This window comes from Thermohalobaculum sp. (genome assembly GCF_058622915.1).
The window spans coordinates 1-20,688 of sequence record NZ_JBZSYN010000197.1 but is presented as its reverse complement, the minus strand read 5'-3'; the positions used below and the strand labels follow the sequence as shown (position 1 = coordinate 20,688).

19 protein-coding genes and 1 tRNA gene are annotated in these 20,688 nt (G+C 68.2%); 17 read left to right on the top strand and 3 right to left on the bottom strand.

The features are described from left to right. Positions 1-2: 2 nt before the first annotated feature. Positions 3-962, bottom strand: coding sequence for a heme o synthase (locus tag AC32QD_RS15535; protein ID WP_492011416.1), 960 nt, complete (start codon positions 960-962; stop codon positions 3-5). Positions 963-1,003: 41 nt separating this feature from the next. Then, entirely contained in the window at positions 1,004-1,870 is an 867-nt protein-coding gene (coxB, locus tag AC32QD_RS15530) for a cytochrome c oxidase subunit II (protein WP_492011415.1), read from the bottom strand. 176 nt (positions 1,871-2,046) lie between these two features. Between coxB and tldD the strand changes: the two genes are divergently transcribed. Next, positions 2,047-3,477 (top strand): metalloprotease TldD, encoded by a 1,431-nt coding sequence (gene tldD, locus AC32QD_RS15525; protein ID WP_492011414.1) that lies wholly within the window; start codon positions 2,047-2,049, stop codon positions 3,475-3,477. A 7-nt stretch (positions 3,478-3,484) separates the two neighbouring features. On the opposite strand, the gene AC32QD_RS15520 is transcribed toward tldD, so the two are convergent. Then, positions 3,485-4,351 carry a prephenate dehydratase gene (locus AC32QD_RS15520; protein WP_492011413.1) on the bottom strand — a complete coding sequence of 289 codons (867 nt, stop codon included), beginning with the start codon at positions 4,349-4,351 and terminating at the stop codon, positions 3,485-3,487. Positions 4,352-4,505: 154 nt separating this feature from the next. Here AC32QD_RS15520 and AC32QD_RS15515 point away from each other — a divergent pair, with 154 nt between their 5' ends. From AC32QD_RS15515 to AC32QD_RS15440, 16 genes are all read left to right on the top strand, one after another. Continuing rightward, positions 4,506-5,999 carry a c-type cytochrome gene (locus AC32QD_RS15515; protein WP_492011412.1) on the top strand — a complete coding sequence of 498 codons (1,494 nt, stop codon included), beginning with the start codon at positions 4,506-4,508 and terminating at the stop codon, positions 5,997-5,999. A 131-nt stretch (positions 6,000-6,130) separates the two neighbouring features. Next, complete coding sequence (locus AC32QD_RS15510; RefSeq protein ID WP_492011411.1) at positions 6,131-7,987, top strand: extracellular solute-binding protein; 1,857 nt, start codon at positions 6,131-6,133, stop codon at positions 7,985-7,987. A gap of 19 nt (positions 7,988-8,006) precedes the next feature. Then, on the top strand, positions 8,007-9,143 hold the full coding sequence (locus AC32QD_RS15505) for a microcin C ABC transporter permease YejB (RefSeq protein ID WP_492011410.1): 1,137 nt from the start codon (positions 8,007-8,009) through the stop codon (positions 9,141-9,143). Between the two features lie 3 nt (positions 9,144-9,146). Next, the gene (locus AC32QD_RS15500; protein WP_492011409.1) at positions 9,147-10,202 is read left to right on the top strand and encodes an ABC transporter permease; all 1,056 of its coding nucleotides are present in this window, start codon (positions 9,147-9,149) and stop codon (positions 10,200-10,202) included. 5 nt (positions 10,203-10,207) lie between these two features. After that, on the top strand, positions 10,208-11,824 hold the full coding sequence (locus AC32QD_RS15495; protein ID WP_492011408.1) for an ABC transporter ATP-binding protein: 1,617 nt from the start codon (positions 10,208-10,210) through the stop codon (positions 11,822-11,824). A 340-nt stretch (positions 11,825-12,164) separates the two neighbouring features. After that, positions 12,165-12,241 (top strand) — tRNA-Asp (locus AC32QD_RS15490). 170 nt (positions 12,242-12,411) lie between these two features. Beyond that, positions 12,412-12,777 (top strand): NADH-quinone oxidoreductase subunit A, encoded by a 366-nt coding sequence (locus AC32QD_RS15485; protein ID WP_492011407.1) that lies wholly within the window; start codon positions 12,412-12,414, stop codon positions 12,775-12,777. Next, positions 12,768-13,301 carry a NuoB/complex I 20 kDa subunit family protein gene (locus tag AC32QD_RS15480; protein ID WP_492011406.1) on the top strand — a complete coding sequence of 178 codons (534 nt, stop codon included), beginning with the start codon at positions 12,768-12,770 and terminating at the stop codon, positions 13,299-13,301. The genes AC32QD_RS15485 and AC32QD_RS15480 overlap by 10 nt, the downstream gene beginning before the upstream one ends. A 13-nt stretch (positions 13,302-13,314) precedes the next feature. Next, the gene (locus tag AC32QD_RS15475) at positions 13,315-13,923 is read left to right on the top strand and encodes an NADH-quinone oxidoreductase subunit C (protein WP_492011405.1); all 609 of its coding nucleotides are present in this window, start codon (positions 13,315-13,317) and stop codon (positions 13,921-13,923) included. A 2-nt stretch (positions 13,924-13,925) separates the two neighbouring features. Next, positions 13,926-15,140: an NADH-quinone oxidoreductase subunit D gene (locus AC32QD_RS15470; protein WP_492011404.1), complete on the top strand. Its 1,215-nt coding sequence runs from the start codon at positions 13,926-13,928 to the stop codon at positions 15,138-15,140. Between the two features lie 88 nt (positions 15,141-15,228). Continuing rightward, complete coding sequence (gene nuoE, locus AC32QD_RS15465) at positions 15,229-16,239, top strand: NADH-quinone oxidoreductase subunit NuoE (protein ID WP_492011403.1); 1,011 nt, start codon at positions 15,229-15,231, stop codon at positions 16,237-16,239. After that, a complete protein-coding gene (gene nuoF, locus AC32QD_RS15460; RefSeq protein ID WP_492011402.1) occupies positions 16,239-17,534 on the top strand; it encodes an NADH-quinone oxidoreductase subunit NuoF in 1,296 nt (431 codons plus the stop codon). Before nuoE ends, nuoF begins: the two co-directional genes overlap by 1 nt. Before the next feature lie 3 nt (positions 17,535-17,537). After that, entirely contained in the window at positions 17,538-18,020 is a 483-nt protein-coding gene (locus AC32QD_RS15455; RefSeq protein WP_492011401.1) for a hypothetical protein, read from the top strand. Between the two features lie 10 nt (positions 18,021-18,030). Then, on the top strand, positions 18,031-18,231 hold the full coding sequence (locus AC32QD_RS15450; RefSeq protein ID WP_492011400.1) for a hypothetical protein: 201 nt from the start codon (positions 18,031-18,033) through the stop codon (positions 18,229-18,231). After that, a complete protein-coding gene (gene nuoG, locus AC32QD_RS15445; protein ID WP_492011399.1) occupies positions 18,224-20,251 on the top strand; it encodes an NADH-quinone oxidoreductase subunit NuoG in 2,028 nt (675 codons plus the stop codon). Before AC32QD_RS15450 ends, nuoG begins: the two co-directional genes overlap by 8 nt. 4 nt (positions 20,252-20,255) lie before the next feature. Next, positions 20,256-20,688, top strand: a 433-nt coding sequence (locus tag AC32QD_RS15440) for an NADH-quinone oxidoreductase subunit H (RefSeq protein ID WP_492011398.1), incomplete at its 3' end; no start/stop codon positions are given.

Here is a 20,688-nt window from a genome sequence, read left to right as displayed (position 1 = left end):
TCTCAGAGCCACACCGGCCAGGCGATCGGCCCCGCTACCGCGTTCAGGGCGGCGTCGCCGAGGAAGCCGGAGAAAAGCGCGAAGAGGTAGAGGATGGAGATGCCGAAGAGCCGCTTCTCCGCCCGGTAGCGGTCGGCAGACGCGGTGCCGCTGTCGCGCCGCGCCACCGTCCAGGCGCCGCGCAGGAACGCCGCGTTGGCAGCGAGCGCCACGGCGAGGTAGACCGGTCCGCCGGCCACGGTAACCGCCGGCGCCAGCGAGACCGGCACCAGCACCAGGGCATAGACGAGGATCTGCCAGCGGGTCGCGCGCTCGCCCGCGACGACGGGCAACATCGGCACGCCGGCGCGCGCGTAGTCCTCGTTGCGGAACAGCGCCAGGGCCCAGAAATGCGGCGGCGTCCACAGGAAGATCAGCAGGAACATCAGGACCGGCGCCCAGGACACGCTGCCGGTGGCCGCCGCCCAGGCGATCACGGGAGGAAAGGCGCCGGCGGCGCCGCCGATGACGATGTTCTGCGGCGTCGTGCGCTTCAGCCACATGGTGTAGATCACCACGTAGTAGAAGATTGTCAGCGCCAGGAGCGCGGCGGCCAGCGGATTGGCCACCACCGCCAGAATCATCACCGAGAGGATTGCCATGCCGAGCCCGAAGCCCAGGGCCTCGCCGGGCGTGACGACGCCGGTCGGCACCGGGCGCGCGCAGGTGCGCAGCATGACCGCGTCGATGTCGGCGTCCCACCACATGTTGAGCGAGGCGGATGCCCCGGCGCCCGCGGCGATGCACAGGATCGTGGCCAGCGCCACCACCGGGTGGACCGAACCGGGCGCCGCCACCAGACCGGCCAGCGCGGTGAACACCACCAGCGACATCACGCGCGGCTTCATCAGCGCGACGAAGTCGCCGAAGCTCGCTTCCGCGACGCGCGCCGTGCCGCTGTGGAGCGCGGTGGTCTCGGTCAAGTCACTTTCCTCCCTGGCTCACCGGCCGGCCCCGGCACGGCTCACTTCGCCGTGGCCACCTTCGTCCCCGAGGTGTCGTTCATCGCCTGCTTGGTCTTCACCCAGTCGTCGAACTGCTTTTGCGTCACCACCTTGACGACGATCGGCATGAAGGCGTGATCCTTGCCGCACAGCTCCGAGCACTGTCCGAAGAAAAGGCCGGTCTTCAGGGCCTTGAACCAGGTCTCGTTGATCCGTCCGGGGATCGCGTCGATCTTCGAGCCGAAGGCCGGAACGGTCCAGGAATGGATCACGTCGGCGCCGGTCACCAGCACGTGCACGATCTTGTTCACCGGCACGACGACCTTGTTGTCGGTGGCCAGAAGATAGTCGCTGGTGGTGTAGCCGTCCTTCTTCAGCTCGGCCTTCACCTTGTCGGTAAGGCCGGGCGCGCCCTGGCCGATCATGAAGGCATCGAACGAGATCTTCTGATCGGGGTACTGGTAGCTCCAGTACCACTGGTTTCCGGTGACCTTGATGGTCAGATCGGGGTGGGGGACATCGAGCTCCAGGAACAACAGCCTGAGCGACGGGATGGCGATGACGACCAGGATCAGCACTGGGATGGCGGTCCAGACCACCTCGAGCACGGCGTTGTGCGTGAACTTGGCCGGGGTCGGATTCGCCCGGTGGTTGAAGCGGAAGATGATGATCGCCAGCAGAATCATCACGAACAGGACGATGCCGCCGATGATCCACAGGATGAAATCGTCGAGCCAGTGGATGTCCTGCATCACCGGGCTCGCGGCGGGCTGGAGCGACATGGCACCGTCGACCGGCCGTCCGATCTGCGGCTCCGCCGCCGTCGCCATGGCCGGAAGGGAAAGCATGGCCACCGTCATCCAGCCGAGGAACTCGCTGATCCGCATCGTTCGTTTCCCGTTTCTCTACCGGCCGGTCGCCGGCCGGGTTTCCCCCGATTTGCTTTTTCCGGGCCAGTTTAAGACCATATCACAGGTCTGAGAGCAAGCTTGCATCTTGCGGCAAGACGCCGCTCTGATGGCCCGAATCTCCCGCGCGGACACGTGATAGCAGGAACCTTGGCATGGCATCCAGCGACAATCCTTTCCGCCCGTTCGAGACCGACCTCGACGAGGCGCGCGCCCTGGCCACGCTGCGCGAGGCGGTGGCGGGCGGCGACGACGGCGAGCTGTTCCTCGAGCGCAGTCGCGCGGAGGTGCTGAGCTTCGACGACGGGCGGCTCAGGACCGCCTCCTACGATTCGGGCACCGGCTTCGGCCTGCGCGCGGTGGCCGGCGAGGCGGCCGGCTATGCCCATTCGACCGAGCTCACCCAATCGGCGCTCGGCCGCGCCGCGGCGACCGCCAGGCTGGCCGCGCGCGCCGGCGGCGGCAGCCTCGCCGAGCCGCCGGCGCCCACCAACCGGCATCTCTACGAGGCGGTCGACCCGGTCGCGGGGCACCCGCTGGCGCGCAAGCTGGAGCTGTTGCGCGAGATCGATGCCTGGCTGCGCGAGCGCGACAAGCGCGTCGTGCAGGTCTCGGTCGCGCTGTCGGGCGGCGTGCAGGAGGTCGAGATCCTGCGCCCGGAGGGTCTGCGCGTGAGCGATTTCCGGCCCATGTCGCGGCTCAACATCTCGGTGATCGTCGAGGCGGGCGGGCGCCGCGAGTCGGGCTCGGCCGGGGCGGGGGGGCGCTGCGGCTATGACGGCCTGATCGCGCCCGAGAGCTGGCGCGCCATGGCGTCCGAGGCGCTGCGCGTGGCGCTGGTCAACCTCGAGGCGCGCGACGCGCCCGCCGGCGTCATGGAGGTCGCGCTCGGCCCCGGCTGGCCGGGCATCCTGCTGCACGAAGCGATCGGCCACGGGCTCGAGGGCGACTTCAACCGCAAGGGCAGCTCGGCCTTCACCGAGCTGATGGGCCAGCGCGTCGCCGCGCCCGGCGTGACCGTGGTGGACGACGGCACCATCCCCGACCGCCGCGGCTCGCTCAGCGTGGACGACGAGGGCACGCCGACGCGGCGCACCGTGCTGATCGAGGACGGCGTCCTGGTCCGCTACATGCAGGATCGGCAGAATGGCAGGCTGATGGGCACGCGCTCGACCGGCAACGGCCGGCGCCAGTCCTATGCCCACATTCCGATGCCGCGCATGACCAACACGATCATGGAGCCCGGCGTGGCCGACCCCGAGGAGATCGTCAAAGCCGTCAAGGACGGCATCTATGCCGTGAACTTCGGCGGCGGCCAGGTGGACATCACCAACGGCAAGTTCGTGTTCTCCTGTACCGAGGCCTACCGCGTGAAGGACGGCAAGGTGCTGCACCCGGTCAAGGGCGCGACACTGATCGGCGACGGCCCCTCGGCGCTGGGCCGCATCCGCATGGTCGGCAACGACCTCAAGCTCGACCCCGGCGTCGGCACCTGCGGCAAGAACGGGCAGGGCGTGCCCGTGGGCGTCGGCCAGCCCACCGTGCTCATCGAGGGCCTGACCGTGGGCGGCTCCGAAGCCGCCTGAGCCGGCCTCAGCCGCGCCGCCCGGCGGCCTTCTTTCGATAGGCCGCCGCCGGGTAGACGCCGAGGATCTTCACGCGCTTGGTGAAGAACTGCAGCTCCTCGAGGGCCAGCTCGACCGGGCGGTCGTCCGGGTGGCCCTCGATCTCCGAGTAGAACTGGGTGGCGAAAAACGAGCCGTTGAGCATGTAGCTCTCGAGCTTGGTCATGTTCACGCCGTTGGTGGCGAAGCCGCCCAGCGCCTTGTAGAGTGCCGCCGGCACGTTGCGCACCTCGAAGACGAAGCTGGTCACGGCGTCGCCGCCCATGCGGTCGGCCTCGATCTTCTGGCGCGACATGACCAGGAAGCGCGTGGTGTTGTGCGCGTGGTCCTCGATGTCCTCGGCGAGGATCTCGAGCCCGTTCAGCTCGCCCGCCAGCCGCGAGGCGATGGCGGCATGGGCCTTGTTACCCATCCCCGAGACGTGCTTGGCGCTGCCCGCGGTGTCGCCGCCCGTGACCGCCTGGATGCCGTGCTCGCGCAGGAAGATGCGGCACTGGCCCAGCGCCACGGCATGGCTGTGCGCCGCCTTGATGCCCTCGAGGCTCGCGCCCGGCACGCCGAGAAGCTGCAGCCGGATCGGCACGAAATGTTCGCCGATGATGTAGAGGCCGCTGCCCGGAAGCAGATGGTGGATATCGGCGACCCGGCCGTAGACCGAGTTCTCGATCGGCAGCATGGCCAGGCGCGCCTCGCCGTTGCGGACCGCGGCGACGGTGTCCTCGAAGCTCGGGCAGGGCAGGGGCTCCATCTCCGGATAGGTCTCCACGCACGCCTGGTGCGAGTAGGCGCCGGGCTCGCCCTGGAAGGCGATGCTTGCGTGCTCCGTGCCGCTCATGTCCGTGTCTCCGTCCGCTTTCCCGATCCCCTTCGAGGCTTTTCGGGCGTTAGGTCGCGCCTTATACGTCTTGGCAAACTACGGTGGAAGACGCTAAGGATGCGCGCAAACCGCGCAGCAGCATTGCGTCAGACCGATCGGAGGGGCACGAGGGATGGATTCCAAGAAGTTCAACATCTATGCCGGGTCGATCCTGGGGGGGCTGCTGATCTTCCTGTTGCTCAATTTCTTCTCCCATCTGATCTATCAGGGCCCGGAACATCCCTCGAAGTTCGCTCCGCACGAGAAGGAGGTGCTCGCCTTCGCCGTGCCGATCGAGAAGGCCGGGGCCAAGGGCAAGCAAAAGGGCCCCGACTGGAGCAAGCTGCTGGCCAAGGCCGATCCCGCCCACGGCAAGCAGATCTTCCACAAGTGCCAGGCCTGCCATTCGGCCGAGAAGGGCAAGAACGGTGTCGGCCCGTCGCTTTACGGCATCGTCGGCGAAAAGATCGCCGATGTGCCCGGCTACAGCTTCTCGAGCGCGCTCAAGAGCAAGTCCGACCAGACCTGGACGCTCAAGAAGCTGTTCGAGTGGCTGAAGAATCCGCAGGCCTACGCGCCGGGCACCAAGATGACCTTCACCGGCCTGCCGAATCCGCAGGACCGGGTCGACGTGATCTCCTACCTCAACCAGCAGGGCCCGAACCCGGTGAAGCTGACCCCGCCGAAGACAGCGCAGGCCGCGGGCGGAACCTCGGGCGAGCAGGCGAAGGCGGCCGGCGGCGGCGAGAATCTCGACGCGCTGCTCGCCAAGGCCAGCGCCGAGAAGGGCAAGCAGATCTTCCACAAGTGCCAGGCCTGCCATTCCATCGAGAAGGGCAAGAACGGCGTCGGGCCGTCGCTCTACAACGTGATCGGCCAGAAGATCGCCGATGTGCCCGGCTACAGTTTCTCGAGTGCGCTCAAGAGCAAGGAGAACGAGACCTGGACGCTGGCCAGGCTCAATGCCTGGCTGACCAACCCGCAGAAGTACGCCCCCGGCACCAAGATGACCTTCCCCGGCCTGAAGAACGCGCAGGACCGGATCGATGTGCTGACCTATATCGACCAGGCGAACGGCAAGCGAGATCTGCCACAGCCCGGGGGCAACAAGGCCGGGGGCAACAAGGCTGGAGGCGGTCAGGGCGGCGCGGCGCAGCCGGCGCAGAAGAGCGAGGCGCAGGGCACGACCCAGCAGGCCGCGACGCAGGGCGGCGGGCAGACGCAGCAGGCCACGGGCCAGGCGCAGCAGTCCCAGCAGGGCGGCCAGGCTGCCTCGGCCGGCGGTTCCGCCTCGGGCTTCCTGGCCAACGCCGACCCCGCGAAGGGCAAGCAGGCCTTCCGCAAGTGCCAGGCCTGCCACAGCCTGAAGGAAGGCAAGACCAAGGTCGGTCCGTCGCTCTACCACGTGGTCGGCCGCAAGATCGGCAGCGTCCAGGGGTTCAACTACTCCGACGCCCTGAAGAACAAGCAGGGCACCTGGACGCCCCAGAACCTGGATGCCTGGATCGAGAACCCGAACAAGTTCATTCCGGGCAACAGGATGCCCTTCCCGGGCATCAAGGACGCCCAGGAGCGCAAGGACATCATCGCCTACCTGAAGCAGGAGGAGGCCGGCACGGCCAACTGAGGGCTGTAACGGCCTTGTGATCCGGCGGGCGCGGGGCGCGGCGCGTTTTTCCCGCGCCGAGCCCGGCCCCGCGCTTGAATCGCCCCGCGCTAGCCCCTAACCGTAGGGGCTCCGCGGACGAGAGGCAGGCCATGAACTGGACACGGCGCGATCTTGGTCGGCTGGCCGCCGCGGCCGGCGCGTGGACGGTGCTGCGCCCGGGACTGGCGCCGGCCGGCGAGACCGTCAAGGCGCATGGCGTCTCGGCCTTCGGCGACCTGAAATACCCCGCCGACTTCGCCCATTTCGACTATGTCGCGCCGGACGCACCGGCCGGCCATGCCTTCTCCACCGGCGTCGGGGGGGTCACCTTCGACAGCCTCAACCCCTTCATCCTGAAGGGGTATCCGGCGACAGGCATGTCGCTGACGTTCGATTCGCTGATGGCGCGGGCCGACGACGAGCCCGACGCCGTCTACGGGCTGCTCGCCAAGTCCATAGAGTATCCGCACGACCGGCTCTGGGCCGCCTTCGATCTGCGCGAGGAGGCGCGCTTCGCCGACGGCTCGCCGGTCACGGCCGAGGACGTGGTCTTCACCGTCGATATCCTGCGCAAGAAGGGCCACCCCACCTTCCGCCTGCTGCTGGCCAACGTCACCGGCGTCGAGGCCGAGGGGCCGCTGCGCGTGCGCTTCCATTTCGATCCCAAGGCACCGCGCCGCGACCTGCCAATGACGGTGGCCGGGCTCAGCATCCTGTCCAAGGCCTACTACCAGACGCGCGACTTCTCCCGGTCCACGCTCGATCCGCCGCTGGGCTCGGGGCCCTATGCGGTCGACAAGGCCGCGCTGGCGCCCGGGCGGACCGTGATCTTGCGCCGCCGCGACGACTACTGGGGCTGGAAGCTGCCGGTGAACCGGGGGCGGTGGAACTTCGGCCGCCTGCGCTGGGAGTATTTCCGCGACCGCTCGGCCGCCTTCGAGGCCTTCAAGGCCGGGACCTTCTCGTTCAACGAGGAGTTCTGGTCCAAGCTGTGGGCGACCGGCTACGACTTTCCCGCCGTCAAGTCGGGAAAGGTCAAGCGCGAGTCGATCCCCGACAACACGCCCTCGGGCGCGCAGGGCTACTGGTTCAACCTGCGCCGCCCGGTGTTCGCCGAGCGCAACGTGCGCCAGGCGATCGCCACCTGCTTCGACTTCGAGTGGTCCAACAAGACGCTGTTCTTCGGCCTCTACGAGCGCACCGACAGCTTCTTCGAGGGCGGCCCGATGCAGGCCAAGGGCCTGCCCACGCCGGGCGAGCTGGCGCTGCTCGAGCCGCTAGCCGACAAGCTGCCGCCCGGGGTGCTCGACCAGCCGGCCTACGAGCCGCCCAAGACCGACGGCTCGGGCCGCAACCGCGCCGAGCTGCGCATGGCCGCGCGCCTGCTCGACGAGGCCGGATGGACGGTTGCGGGCGGTGTGCGCCAGAAGGGCGACCAGCGGCTCGAGTTCGAGTTCCTCCTGGTCGGCGAAGGCTTCGACCGCATCACCGCGCCCTATATCGACAACCTCGCGCGCATCGGCGTCAGGGCCACGATGCGCACGATCGACCCGGCGCAGTACAAGGAGCGCACCGACCATTTCGACTTCGACGTCGTGGTCGACCGCAAGGCCATGTCGCTCACCCCCGGCGTCGAGCTCAGGGACTACTTCCACTCCTCCTCGGCGAACTCGCCCGGCTCGGACAACACCGCCGGCGTTGCCGACCCCGCCGTCGACGCGCTGATCGAGGAGATCGAGCGGGCCGAGAGCCGCGACCGGCTGACCTCGGCGGTGAAGGCGCTCGACCGGGTCCTGCGCGCCATGCAGATCTGGGTGCCCCAGTGGTACAAGCCCTCTCACCACCTGGCCTTCTGGGACATCTATGCCTGGCCCAGGACCAAACCGAAATATGCCCGCGGGGTGATCGATACCTGGTGGGTCGACGACGCGAAATACGCCCGTCTCAAGGCCGATCTTAGGGACTGACGCGTGACGGGGGGCTGAGATGGGCGCCTACATCCTGCGCCGGATTCTGCTGATCATCCCGACGCTGTTCGGGATCATGCTGCTCAACTTCGTCATCATCCAGTTCGCGCCCGGCGGCCCGGTCGAGCAGATCCTGCAGCAGATCCAGCAATCGGGCCACGGCGGGGCCACTGCGCGCTTCTCGGGCGGCGGCCAGGTCGGCGGCGGCGGTGGCGAGGGCGCGGGCGGCGAGGGCGCCTATCGCGGCTCGCGCGGGCTCGAGCAGCAGCTGAAGGTCGAGCTGCGCAAGCAGTTCGGGCTCGACAAGCCGCCGCTGCAGCGCTTCTTCATCATGCTCTGGAACTATGCCCGCTTCGATTTCGGCCAGAGCTTCTTCCGCTCCAAGAGCGTGATCGGCCTGATCCTCGAGAAGATGCCGGTCTCGATCTCGCTCGGCGTCTGGACCACGCTGATCGCCTATCTGGTCTCGATCCCGCTCGGCATCGCCAAGGCGGTGCGCGACGGCTCGCGCTTCGACGCGATCTCCTCGGGAATCGTGGTCGCGGCCTACGCCATTCCCGGCTTTTTGTTCGCCATCGTGCTCCTGGTGCTGTTCGCCGGTGGCAGCTACCTGCAGTGGTTCCCGCTGCGCGGGCTATTGTCGGACGGGCTCGACGCCGGGGCCTGCCTGCCCTTCGGCGCGCACTTCGCGCCGCTCGACTGCGTCACCGTGATCGTGCCCGACTATCTGTGGCACATCGTGCTGCCGGTCAGCGCGCTGATGATCTCGGGCTTCGCCACGCTCACGCTCCTGACCCGCAACTCCTTCCTCGACGAGATCCGCAAGCACTACGTGATGACCGCCCGGGCCAAGGGGCTGAGCGAGCGGCGCGTGCTCTACGGCCACGTCTTCCGCAACGCCATGCTGATCGTGATCGCCGGCTTCCCCGGTGCCTTCCTCGCCGCCTTCTTCACCGGCGCGCTGATCGTCGAGACGGTGTTCTCGCTCGACGGGCTGGGGCTCCTGGGCTTCGAATCGGTGGTCAGCCGCGACTATCCCGTGGTGCTCGGCACCCTCTACATCTTCGGCCTGATGGGGCTGGTGGTGAAGCTGATCTCGGACCTCATGTATGTCTGGATCGACCCGCGCATCGACTTCGAGCGGCGCGAAGGCTAGGGCATGCGTCTGTCCCCCCTCAACCGCCGCCGGCTGCGCAACTTCCGCGCCAACAGGCGCGCGGTCTGGTCGCTGGCGATCTTTCTCGTGCTCTTCGTGCTCAGCCTGTTCGCCGAGGTCATCGCCAATGACCGGCCGCTGGTGCTCAGCTTCAAGGGCGAGCTCTTGTTCCCGCTGGTCCACGACTACCCGGAGACCTTCTTCGGCGGCGACTTCCGCACCCCTGCGGACTACAAGGACCCCTATGTGCAGAAGCTGATCCGCACCAACGGCGACGGCAAGCTGTCGCCCGGCGAGAGACCGGGCTGGATGATCTGGCCGCTCATCCCCTTCAACTACAACACCATCGACTACAACGTGGCGACGGCCCCCTCGTCGCCGGACTGGACGCATATCCTGGGCACCGACGACCAGGCGCGCGACGTGCTGGCGCGCGTGATCTACGGCTTCCGCCTCTCGGTGCTGTTTGGCTTCGGGGTGACCATCGTCTCGGCGATCATCGGCATCGTCGCCGGCGCCAGCCAGGGCTTCTTCGGCGGCTGGGTCGATCTGTTCTTCCAGCGGGTCGAGGAGGTGTGGTCCTCGATGAACCTGCTCTACGTGGTGCTGATCATCGCCTCGGTGCTGGCGCCCAACCTGTGGGTGATGTTCTTCATCTTCGTCGCCTTCTCCTGGACCCAGCTCATCGGCGTGGTGCGCGCCGAGTTCCTGCGCGCGCGCAACTTCGAATACGTGGTGGCCGCCCGGGCGCTGGGGGTCGGCGACTGGACCATCATATTCCGGCACGTCCTGCCCAACGCCATGGTGGCGACGCTGACCTTCGTGCCCTTCATGCTGACCGGCTCGATCAGCATGCTCGCGGCGCTCGATTTCCTCGGCTTCGGGCTGTCGGCGGGCTATCCCTCGCTGGGCGAGCTGGCGCTGCAGGGCAAGAAGTACCTGCAGGACCCGCATCTGGCAATCACCGCCTTCTTCACCTTCGCCATCATGCTCTCTCTGATGGTCTTCATGTTCGAGGGCGTGCGCGACGCCTTCGATCCGCGCAAGACTTTCCGGTGACGCGGATGAGCGACGCGCTGCTCACCGTCGAGAACCTGTGCATCGCTTTTCCCGAGAGCGAGCGCACGGTCGAGGCGGTGCGCGGCGTCTCGTTCCATATCGCGCGCGGTGAGACGCTGGCGCTGGTGGGCGAGTCGGGCTCGGGCAAGTCGGTCACGGCGCTCTCCACCGTCGCGCTTCAGCCCGACACGGCGGTGGTGACCGGCTCGGTGGACTATCGCGGCCGGCAGATGCTGGGCGCCAGCCAGCGCGAGTTGATGCAGGTGCGCGGCAACGACATCAGCTTCGTGTTCCAGGAGCCGATGACCTCGCTGAACCCGCTGCACACCATCGAGCGGCAGATCGGCGAGAGCCTGGCGATCCACCAGGGGCTGACCGGCAAGGCGGCGCGGGCGCGCACCATCGATCTTCTCGGCCGCGTCGGCATCCCCAACCCGGCCGAGCGGCTGGGCGCCTGGCCGCACCAGCTCTCGGGCGGGCAGCGCCAGCGCGTGATGATCGCCATGGCGCTGGCCAACAAGCCCGATCTGCTGATCGCCGACGAGCCGACCACGGCGCTCGACGTCACCATTCAGGCGCAGATCCTGAACCTCCTCGCCGAGCTGCAGCGCGACGAGGGGCTGTCGATGCTGTTCATCACCCACGACCTCAACATCGTGCGCAAGGTGGCGCAGCGGATCGCCGTGATGAAGGAGGGCGAGATCGTCGAGACCGGCGCGACGGCGCGCGTCTTCGACGCCCCGCAGCACCCCTATACCCGCATGCTGCTGGCGGCCGAGCCCACGGGCCGGCCCGGCCCGGTCCCGCGCCAGGCCAAGCCGCTGGTCCAGGGCCGCGACATCCGCGTGTGGTTCCCGATCAAGCGCGGCCTGTTCAAGAAGACCGTCGGCCACATCAAGGCGTGCACCGACGTGGACATCGACATCTGCGCCTCCGAGACGCTGGGCGTGGTCGGCGAATCCGGCTCGGGCAAGACCTCGCTCGGCCTGGCGCTGATGCGGCTGATCCGGTCGGAGGGCCGGATCACCTTCGACGGCCGCGAGGTGCACGGGTTGCGCAAGCGCGAGCTGCGCGCGCTCAGGCGGAACATGCAGATCGTGTTCCAGGACCCCTATGGCTCGCTCAGCCCGCGCATGTCGGTGGCCGAGATCATCTTCGAGGGCCTGGGCGTGCATCGCATCGGCGGCAGCGGCGCGGCCAGGCGCGAGCTGGTGGCCGAGGCCATGGGCGAGGTCGGGCTCGACCCCTCCACCATGGACCGCTACCCGCACGAATTCTCCGGCGGCCAGCGCCAGCGCGTCGCCGTCGCGCGCGCCATGGTCCTCAAGCCCAAGCTGATCATCCTCGACGAGCCGACATCGGCGCTCGACATGACGGTGCAGCACCAGATCGTCGACCTCCTGCGCGCGCTGCAGCGGCGGCACGGCCTGGCCTATATCTTCATCAGCCACGACCTGCGCGTGGTGCGCGCCATGGCGCACAAGCTGATCGTGATGAAGGACGGCCAGGTGGTCGAGAGCGGCACCTCGGACGAGATCTTCGAGGCGCCGCAGACCGAATACGCCCGCGCACTGATGGCGGCCGCCTTCAACCTCGAGGCCGTGCCGGGCGTCTCGGAGTAGCCGGGCGTCTCGGAGTAGCCGGGCGTCGGACGGACCAGGCGCCGGACCGACTGAGCGCCGGACCGACTGGGCGGCGTCGACCCTCGGCGCTCGCCGCGGGCAGGGAGTCGCGCCGCGCATCTTGATACCGGTCGCCGCGCCACCATAGATAAGTTGCGTGCGCATCGTCCCCGCCTGGAAACGGGGTCGGCGGCGAGGTCGAGAGGCCCGCCGTGCAGGCCGAAAAAGGCGGCCGGCGCGCCGTGCGGGCGCGCCGTGTGAATCACTTGACGCGGCATGAGCCCAACTCTAAAAGGCACGCACTTCCGGGGGCCCAGCCGCCCCGGACGAGCGACTTAATGCGGTGGTAGCTCAGTCGGTTAGAGTACCGGCCTGTCACGCCGGGGGTCGCGGGTTCAAGTCCCGTCCACCGCGCCAAGTCGCCTTCCACGATCAGCCGTTTTGCGCAGTCGGGCAACCGTTGGCACGCCCGCGCGTAGTTGCCTCAGGGGACAGCGAGATTTGCGGGGGCGCCTCAGTTGACCTCCCCCGGTCCGGCATATAGACACTTCGGCAGTGCCGGGCCCCTGGCCCCGAGAGGTGGTGTGATGGACGAGCTTCTTCGCGAATACCTGCCGATCGTGATCTTCCTCGGACTAGCCATCGTGCTCGGACTGGTGCTGATGCTGGCGCCGCTGATCATCGCGGTGTACCGGCCGGACGCGGAGAAGGTGTCGGCCTACGAATGCGGCTTCAACGCCTTCGACGACGCGCGCATGAGGTTCGACGTGCGGTATTACCTCGTCGCGATCCTGTTCATCATCTTCGACCTCGAGATCGCCTTCCTGTTCCCCTGGGCTGCGGCTTTCGGCCACCTGTCGGCCGTCGCCTTCTGGTCGATGATGGTGTTCCTCGCGGTGCTGACGGTGGGCTTCGCCTACGAGTGGAAGAAGGGAGGCCTGGAATGGGAGTGAGCGCAGGCGCCATCCGGGCGGGGGCCGACAAGGACGTGCTTGCCGGCAACTTCTCCGACGAGCTGGCGGACAAGGGGTTCCTGCTCACGACGGCCGACGACCTGATCAACTGGGCGCGGACCGGGTCGCTCTTCTGGATGACCTTCGGCCTGGCCTGCTGCGCCGTCGAGATGATGCAGGCCTCGATGCCGCGCTACGACGTCGAGCGCTTCGGCTTCGCGCCGCGCGCCAGCCCGCGCCAGTCCGACGTGATGATCGTCGCGGGCACGCTGTGCAACAAGATGGCGCCGGCACTGAGGAAGGTCTACGACCAGATGCCCGAGCCGCGCTACGTCATCTCCATGGGCTCGTGTGCCAATGGCGGCGGCTACTACCACTATTCCTACTCGGTGGTGCGCGGCTGCGACCGCATCGTGCCGGTCGACATCTACGTGCCCGGCTGCCCGCCCTCGGCGGAGGCGCTGCTCTACGGCATCCTCCAGCTGCAGCGGAAGATCCGCCGTACCGGGACCATCGAGCGCTGAGGGAGACCCGCGCATGCCGGACGCTCTGGCCGAACTTGGCGAGATGATCGCGGCCGCCCAGCCGGAGGCGGTCGTCAGCCATCATGTAACCCCCGTGGGCGAGCTCGTGCTGATCGCCACGCCGGCCGGGCTGCGCACGCTCGTCGCCTATCTGCGCAACAACACGGCCTGCGCCTTCACCTCGCTGCTCGACGTCACCGGCGTCGACTGGCCGGGGCGCGACAAGCGCTTCGATGTAGTCTACCATTTCCTATCGATGCCGCAGAACCAGCGCGTGCGCGTCAAGCTCGAGGTCGGCGAGGACGACGTGGTGCCCTCGATCACCGACCTCTTCCCCTCGGCGAACTGGTACGAGCGCGAGACCTTCGACATGTACGGCGTGACGTTCTCGGGCCACCCGGACCTGCGCCGCATCCTCACCGACTACGGCTTCCGCGGGCACCCGCTCAGGAAGGACTTCCCGACCACCGGCTATGTCGAGCTGCGCTATGACGAGACGGTCAAGCGCGTGGTCTACGAGCCGGTCAAGCTGGTGCAGGACTACCGCCTGTTCGACTTCATGAGCCCGTGGGAGGGGGCGAAATACATCCTCCCGGGCGACGAGAAGGCGAAGGAGGGCTGAGCATGGACGAGCGCACGGCCGCCTCCCGGACCGGCGAGCAGCGGATCCGCAACTTCAACCTGAACTTCGGGCCGCAGCACCCGGCCGCGCACGGCGTGCTGCGCATGGTGCTCGAGCTCGACGGCGAGATCGTCGAGCGCGTCGACCCGCATATCGGGCTGCTCCACCGCGCCACCGAGAAGCTGATGGAGAGCCGCACCTACCTGCAGAACCTGCCCTATTTCGACCGGCTCGATTACGTGGCGCCGCTGAACCAGGAGCACGCCTGGTGCCTGGCGATCGAGAAGCTGGCCGGCATCGACCTGCCGCGCCGGGGCATGCTGATCCGCGTTCTCTACGACGAGATCGGCCGCATCCTGAACCACCTGCTCAACGTCACCACCCAGGCGATGGACGTCGGTGCGCTCACCCCGCCCTTGTGGGGCTTCGAGGAGCGCGAGAAGCTGATGATCTTCTACGAGCGCGCCTCGGGCGCCCGGATGCACGCGGCCTACTACCGGCCGGGCGGCGTGCACCAGGACCTCACGCCCAAGCTGATCGACGACATCTGGCAGTGGACCGAGGAGTTCCCCAAGGCGCTCGACGACATGGAGGAGCTGCTCACCGAAAACCGCATCTTCAAGCAGCGCAATGTCGACATCGGCGTGGTCACGCTCGAGGAGGCGCAGGCGTGGGGCTTCTCCGGCGTGATGGTGCGCGGCTCGGGCTGGGCCTGGGACCTGCGCCGCGCGCAGCCCTATTCGGGCTACAGCGAGTTCGACTTCCTGATCCCCGTGGGCAAAAACGGCGACTGCTACGACCGCTATCTGTGCCGCATGGAGGAGATGCGCGAGTCGACCAAGATCATGCGCCAGGCGCTGGAGAAGCTCGACAAGTGCCAGGGCGAGCCGGTGCTGACCCAGAACCACAAGTTCTCGCCGCCGCGGCGCCCGGAGATGAAGACCTCGATGGAGGCCCTGATCCATCACTTCAAGCTCTACACCGAGGGCTTTCGCGTGCCCGAGGGCGAGGTCTATGCCAAGGTCGAGGCGCCCAAGGGCGAGTTCGGCGTCTACCTGGTCTCGACCGGCACCAACGTGCCCTACCGCGCCAAGCTGCGCGCGCCGAGCTATCCGCACCTCGCCGCCATGGACCACATCTGCCGCAACCACATGCTGGCCGATGTCAGCGCCATCCTCGGCTCGGTCGACGTTGTCTTCGGGGAGATCGACCGGTGAGCCGCGCACCGGCCCGCGCTCCGGTTTCTGTCGGCGGCGCCCTCCGCGGCGCCCGCTGCCTCAACAAAGTCGTGGGAGACCGCCGCTGATGTTTCGCAGGCTGCACGACGAACAGCCCGAGAGCTTCGCGTTCACGCCCGCCAACCTCGAATGGGCCAGGCGCGAGATCGCGAAGTATCCCGAGAACAAGCGGCAAAGCGCCGTAATCCCGCTGCTGTGGCGCGGCCAGGAGCAGGAGGGCTGGGTCACCCGGCCGATGATCGAGCAGATCGCGAAGATGCTCGGCATGGCGTCGATCCGGGTGCTGGAGGTGGCCACCTTCTACTTCATGTTCCACCTCAAGCCGATGGGCTCGGTCGCGCATATCCAGGTGTGCGGCACCACGCCGTGCATGCTGTGCGGCTCGGAGGCGCTCATCGAGGTGCTCAAGCGGCGGATCGCGCCGAAGGAGCACCAGCTCAGCGAGGACGGCAAGTTCTCCTGGGAGGAGGTCGAATGCCTCGCCGCCTGCTCGAACGCGCCGATGGTGCAGATCGGCAAGGACTATTACGAGGACCTCACGCCCGAGACGCTCGAGCAGATCATCGACACCTTCGCCGCGGGCAAGCTGCCGGTGCCGGGCTCGCAGACCGGGCGCTTCTCGTCCGAGCCGGCGAGCGGGCTGACCACACTCGATGCCGAGCGGGCGCACGAGACCAACGCCTCGGTGACGCTGGCGCTCGAGAAGCACGACACGGTGGCGCGCATCACCGGCGAGGATTTCCAACGGCCCGAGATGGTCAAACTCGGCGCCCGCTCGGTGAAGAAGGCCGAGCCCGCCCCGGCGAAGCGCGCGGCCGTGGACGAGGCCGGCGCCAAGCCCAAGCTTCTCGATAAGCCGCGCGACGGCACCCCCGACGACCTGAAGAAGATCAAGGGGCTGGGGCGAAAGATGGAGGAGGCGCTGAACGAGTTGGGCGTCTTCCACTACGACCAGATCCTGAGCTGGACCGACGCGCAGATCGCCTGGATCGACGCACAGATCGGGGCCCGCGGCCGGATCGAGCGCGACGACTGGGTCGAGCAGGCGAAGGCCCTGGTGCATGGGGGTGAGCGGTAATGCTGAAGGACGAGGACCGCATCTTCACCAACCTCTACGGCATGTTCGACCGCTCGCTGAAGGGCGCCATGTCGCGCGGGCAATGGGACGGCACCGCCGAGATCATCCAGCGCGGGCGCGACAAGGTCATCCAGGAGGTCAAGGATGCCGGGCTGCGGGGCCGCGGCGGGGCGGGGTTCCCGACCGGCCTCAAGTGGTCCTTTATGCCCAAGGAGTCGGACGGCCGGCCCAGCTACCTCGTGGTCAACGCCGACGAGTCCGAGCCGGGCACCTGCAAGGATCGCGAGATCCTGCGCCACGACCCGCATATCCTGATCGAGGGGTGCCTCTTCGCCTGCTTCGCCATGGGCGCGAACACCGCCTGGATCTACCTGCGCGGCGAGTTCATCCGCGAGCGCGAGGCGCTGCAGGCGGCGATCGACGAGTGCTACGAGGCCGGGCTTCTGGGCAAGAACGCGGCGAGGTCGGGCTGGGACTGCGATGTCAAGCTCTACCACGGCGCCGGCGCCTATATCTGCGGCGAGGAGACGGGCCTGCTGGAGTCGCTCGAGGGCAAGAAGGGCATGCCGCGGCTGAAGCCGCCGTTCCCGGCAGCGGTCGGCCTCTATGGCTGTCCGACCACGGTGAACAACGTCGAGACCATCGCCCAGGTGCCCGCGATCCTGCGCCGCGGCGCCGCCTGGTTCGCCGGCATCGGCCGGCCGAACAATTCCGGCACCAAGCTCTATGCGCTCTCCGGCCACGTGAACGCGCCCTGCGTGGTCGAGGAGCAGATGTCGATGCCGCTGCGCGAGCTGATCGACCGCCACGCCGGCGGCGTGCGCGGCGGCTGGAAGAACCTCAAGGCGGTGATCCCCGGCGGCGCCTCGGTGCCGCTCCTGCCGGCGCGTCTGTGCGACGAGTGCATCATGGACTTCGACTGGCTCAAGGATCACCAGTCGGGGCTGGGCACCGCCGCGGTCACGGTGATGGACCAGTCGACCGACGTGGTGAAGGCGATCTGGCGCATCTCCAAGTTCTTCAAGCACGAGAGCTGCGGCCAGTGCACGCCGTGTCGCGAGGGCTGCGGCTGGATGATGCGCCTGATGGAGCGCCTGATCGAGGGCGACGCCGAGCCGCACGAGATCGACATGCTGTGGGAGGTCTCCAAGCAGGTCGAAGGCCACACCATCTGCGCGCTGGGCGACGCGGCCGCCTGGCCGATCCAGGGCCTGATCCGGCATTTCCGCGGCGAGCTCGAGGAGCGCATCAGCGCCCGGCGCGGCGGGCGGGTCACGGCAACGGCGGCGGAGTAGGCGATGCGAATCATCCTCACCGGCCTTGCGATCGGCGCCCTGCTGCTGGCGGGCGGCTGCGCCCTGCCCACGGCCACCGCGCAGGGCAAGTCGGGGGCCGGGGCGAGCGCGGGGGCGGCGCATGAAAGCGCGCAGTTCCTGGTCAATGGCGGTGGCAACCTCTACCGGGTCAACGTGCAGTACGTCTCGATGCTCGGCCAGAGCGTGATCGTGGTGCGCCAGGGCAAGGGCAAGGCCGATTCGAGCTGGCGTCCGCTCGGCGTCTCGGGCCTGGGCAATGTGCCTTCGGGCGAGCCGTTCAGCGCCAAGGTCTGGCGCCCGGTGGCGCTGAAGATCGCCGATGCGGTGCGGCAGCAAAACGGCATCTGCCCGGGCAACGCGGCGATGCAGATCGTTCAGAGCGGCGGCTCCCCCAGCACCATGTACCGCGACAGCGAGCAGGCCTGGGTGATCTTCGCGACCTGTCCGAAATCGGCGAAGGACTGAGGAGGGGACCATGTGCCACTCGGTCGACATGTACATGCCCGAGGCGAGCCGCCGCGCCGCCGAGGAGCGAATCCTCGAGGCCAACGCCGCTGCCGCCGCGCGCGAGCAGCGCGTCGTCGATGCGGTCTGCGCCCTCCTGGCGCGGCTGCGGCACTGGCTCGGGTCCAACCCGGCCGGCGACATGAGGCAGGAGCGAGTGAAGCATGGCTGAGCCGCGCAAGATCATCATCGACGGCCGCGAGATCGAGGCCGATCCGGCGCTGACCGTCATCCAGGTGTGCGACCAGAACGGCATCGAGATCCCGCGCTTTTGCTACCACGAGCGGCTGTCGATCGCCGGCAACTGCCGCATGTGCCTGGTCGAGGCGGTGGGCGCGCCGAAGCCCCAGGCCTCGTGCCACCTGCAGGTCAAGGACCTGCGCGGGGGAAAGAACGGCGAGCCGCCGGAGGTCCGCACCAACACGCCGCTGGTCAAGAAGGCGCGCGAGGGCGTGCTCGAGTTCCTGCTGATCAACCACCCGCTCGACTGCCCGATCTGCGATCAGGGCGGCGAGTGCGACCTGCAGGACGAGGCCATGGCCTACGGCATGGACTTCTCGCGCTACCGCGAGCCGAAGCGGGCGCTGGCCGACTACGACATCGGGCCGCTGATCAAGACCTTCATGACCCGGTGCATCTACTGCACCCGCTGCGTGCGCTTCATCACCGAGGTCGCGGGCGTGCCCGAGATGGGCATGACCGGCCGCGGCGAGGACGCGGAGATCGTCAGCTACCTGCACGCGGCGCTGAGCTCGGAGATGCAGGGCAATGTCGCCGATCTGTGCCCCGTGGGGGCGCTGACGCACAAGCCCTATGCCTTCCAGGCGCGGCCCTGGGAGCTGACCAAGACGCCCTCGATCGACGCCATCGACGCGCTGGGCTCGAACATCCGCATCGACGTGCGCGGCCGCGAGGTGATGCGCATCCTGCCGCGCAGCCACGACGCGGTGAACGAGGAATGGCTGGCCGACCGCTCGCGCTATCTGTGGGACGGCCTGCGCCGGCAGCGGCTGGACCGGCCCTATGTGCGCGTCGACGGCAAGCTCAGCCCGGCGACATGGGCCGAGGCCTTCGCCGCCGTCGCCGAGGCGGTCAAGGGCGCCGGCAAGGACATCGCGGCGGTCGCGGGCGATCTCGTCTCGGTCGAGCCAGTCTTTGCCCTGAAGACGCTGCTCGAATTGCTGGACTCGGACCGGCACGAGTGCCGCCAGGACGGCGCCGCGCTGCCGCCGGGCAACCGCTCGGGCTATGTCGGCACCGCGCGCATCGAGGACATCGACCAGGCCAGTACGATCCTGCTGGTCGGCACGAACCCGCGGCGTGAGGCGCCGGTGCTGAACGCCCGCATCCGCAAGGCCTGGGTCAACGACGCCGAGGTGGCGCTGGTCGGCGAGGATGCCGACCTGACCTACCGCCACCGTCATCTGGGCAACGGGCCCGAGGCGCTCCAGGGCGAAAGCCGCGGCAAGATCGTCGACTATCTGAAGGGGGGCGAGGCGCCGCTGGTGATCCTGGGCCAGGGCGCCCTGGCGCGGCCGGACGGCGCGGCCGTGCTCGGCCACGTGATGGCCCTGACCCAGGAGGCGGGGGCGCGCCTCCTGGTGCTGCACACGGCAGCGGCCCGGGTCGGAGCAATGGATCTGGGCTTCACGCATGCGGGCGGCCTTTCGGGCGCACTCGACGGCGCCAGGGTGATCTTCAACCTCGGCGCCGACGAGATCGACCTGCCCCAGGGCGCCTTCGTCGTCTACCAGGGCAGCCACGGCGACCGCGGCGCACACCGCGCCGACGTGATCCTGCCCGGCGGCGCCTATCCCGAGCAGTCCGGCATCTACGTCAACACCGAGGGCCGGGTGCAGATGGCGCATCGCGCCGGCTTCCCGCCGGGCGACGCGCGCGAGGACTGGGCGATCCTGCGGGCGCTCTCGGCGCAGCTCGGCCACACGCTGCCGTTCAACAGCCTCAACGAGCTGCGCGCGCAGCTGTTCGAGGCGCACCCGCATCTGGCCGCGCTCGACGAGGTGCCCGAGAACGCGTGGCAGCCGGTCGAGGCAGGGACTCTGGACGACCGGCCGTTTCGCTCGACGGTGGGCGATCATTACCTCGCCAACCCGATCTGCCGGGCGAGCGCGGTGATGGCCAGGCTCAGCCGGATGGCGACCGAGCGCAACCGGGCGATGGCGGCGGAGTGAGCGAATGAACGGGTTCCTGCACACCGACTTCGGGATCTTCCTCTTGATCCTTGGCGAGTGCCTGGCGGTCGTGGTGTCGGTTCTCGTGAGCCTCGCCTTCCTGCTCTACATGGACCGCAAGGTCTGGGCCGCGGTGCAGATCCGGCGTGGCCCGAACGTGGTGGGGCCTTGGGGGCTGCTGCAGTCCTTCGCCGACTTCCTCAAGTTCATGCTCAAGGAGATCGTGATCCCGGCGGGGTCCGACAAGGCGGTGTTCCTGATCGCGCCGATGGTGACCTTCGTGCTCGCCACGATCGGCTGGGCGGTGATCCCCTTCGCCAACGGCTGGGTGATCTCGGACATCAATGTCGGGGTGCTCTATATCTTCGCGGTCTCCTCGCTCGGCGTCTACGGCGTCGTCATGGGCGGCTGGGCCTCGAACTCGAAATACCCCTTTC

What these genes read in the sequence shown, in the direction of transcription:
- coxB (WP_492011415.1), bottom strand. Translation starts at nt 1,870, where the DNA reads ATGCGGATCAGCGAGTTCCTCGGCTGGATGACGGTGGCCATGCTTTCC.
- tldD (WP_492011414.1), top strand. Translation starts at nt 2,047, where the DNA reads ATGGCATCCAGCGACAATCCTTTCCGCCCGTTCGAGACCGACCTCGAC.
- AC32QD_RS15520 (WP_492011413.1), bottom strand. Translation starts at nt 4,351, where the DNA reads ATGAGCGGCACGGAGCACGCAAGCATCGCCTTCCAGGGCGAGCCCGGC.
- AC32QD_RS15515 (WP_492011412.1), top strand. Translation starts at nt 4,506, where the DNA reads ATGGATTCCAAGAAGTTCAACATCTATGCCGGGTCGATCCTGGGGGGG.
- AC32QD_RS15510 (WP_492011411.1), top strand. Translation starts at nt 6,131, where the DNA reads ATGAACTGGACACGGCGCGATCTTGGTCGGCTGGCCGCCGCGGCCGGC.
- AC32QD_RS15505 (WP_492011410.1), top strand. Translation starts at nt 8,007, where the DNA reads ATGGGCGCCTACATCCTGCGCCGGATTCTGCTGATCATCCCGACGCTG.
- AC32QD_RS15500 (WP_492011409.1), top strand. Translation starts at nt 9,147, where the DNA reads ATGCGTCTGTCCCCCCTCAACCGCCGCCGGCTGCGCAACTTCCGCGCC.
- AC32QD_RS15495 (WP_492011408.1), top strand. Translation starts at nt 10,208, where the DNA reads ATGAGCGACGCGCTGCTCACCGTCGAGAACCTGTGCATCGCTTTTCCC.
- AC32QD_RS15485 (WP_492011407.1), top strand. Translation starts at nt 12,412, where the DNA reads ATGGACGAGCTTCTTCGCGAATACCTGCCGATCGTGATCTTCCTCGGA.
- AC32QD_RS15480 (WP_492011406.1), top strand. Translation starts at nt 12,768, where the DNA reads ATGGGAGTGAGCGCAGGCGCCATCCGGGCGGGGGCCGACAAGGACGTG.
- AC32QD_RS15475 (WP_492011405.1), top strand. Translation starts at nt 13,315, where the DNA reads ATGCCGGACGCTCTGGCCGAACTTGGCGAGATGATCGCGGCCGCCCAG.
- AC32QD_RS15470 (WP_492011404.1), top strand. Translation starts at nt 13,926, where the DNA reads ATGGACGAGCGCACGGCCGCCTCCCGGACCGGCGAGCAGCGGATCCGC.
- nuoE (WP_492011403.1), top strand. Translation starts at nt 15,229, where the DNA reads ATGTTTCGCAGGCTGCACGACGAACAGCCCGAGAGCTTCGCGTTCACG.
- nuoF (WP_492011402.1), top strand. Translation starts at nt 16,239, where the DNA reads ATGCTGAAGGACGAGGACCGCATCTTCACCAACCTCTACGGCATGTTC.
- AC32QD_RS15455 (WP_492011401.1), top strand. Translation starts at nt 17,538, where the DNA reads ATGCGAATCATCCTCACCGGCCTTGCGATCGGCGCCCTGCTGCTGGCG.
- AC32QD_RS15450 (WP_492011400.1), top strand. Translation starts at nt 18,031, where the DNA reads ATGTGCCACTCGGTCGACATGTACATGCCCGAGGCGAGCCGCCGCGCC.
- nuoG (WP_492011399.1), top strand. Translation starts at nt 18,224, where the DNA reads ATGGCTGAGCCGCGCAAGATCATCATCGACGGCCGCGAGATCGAGGCC.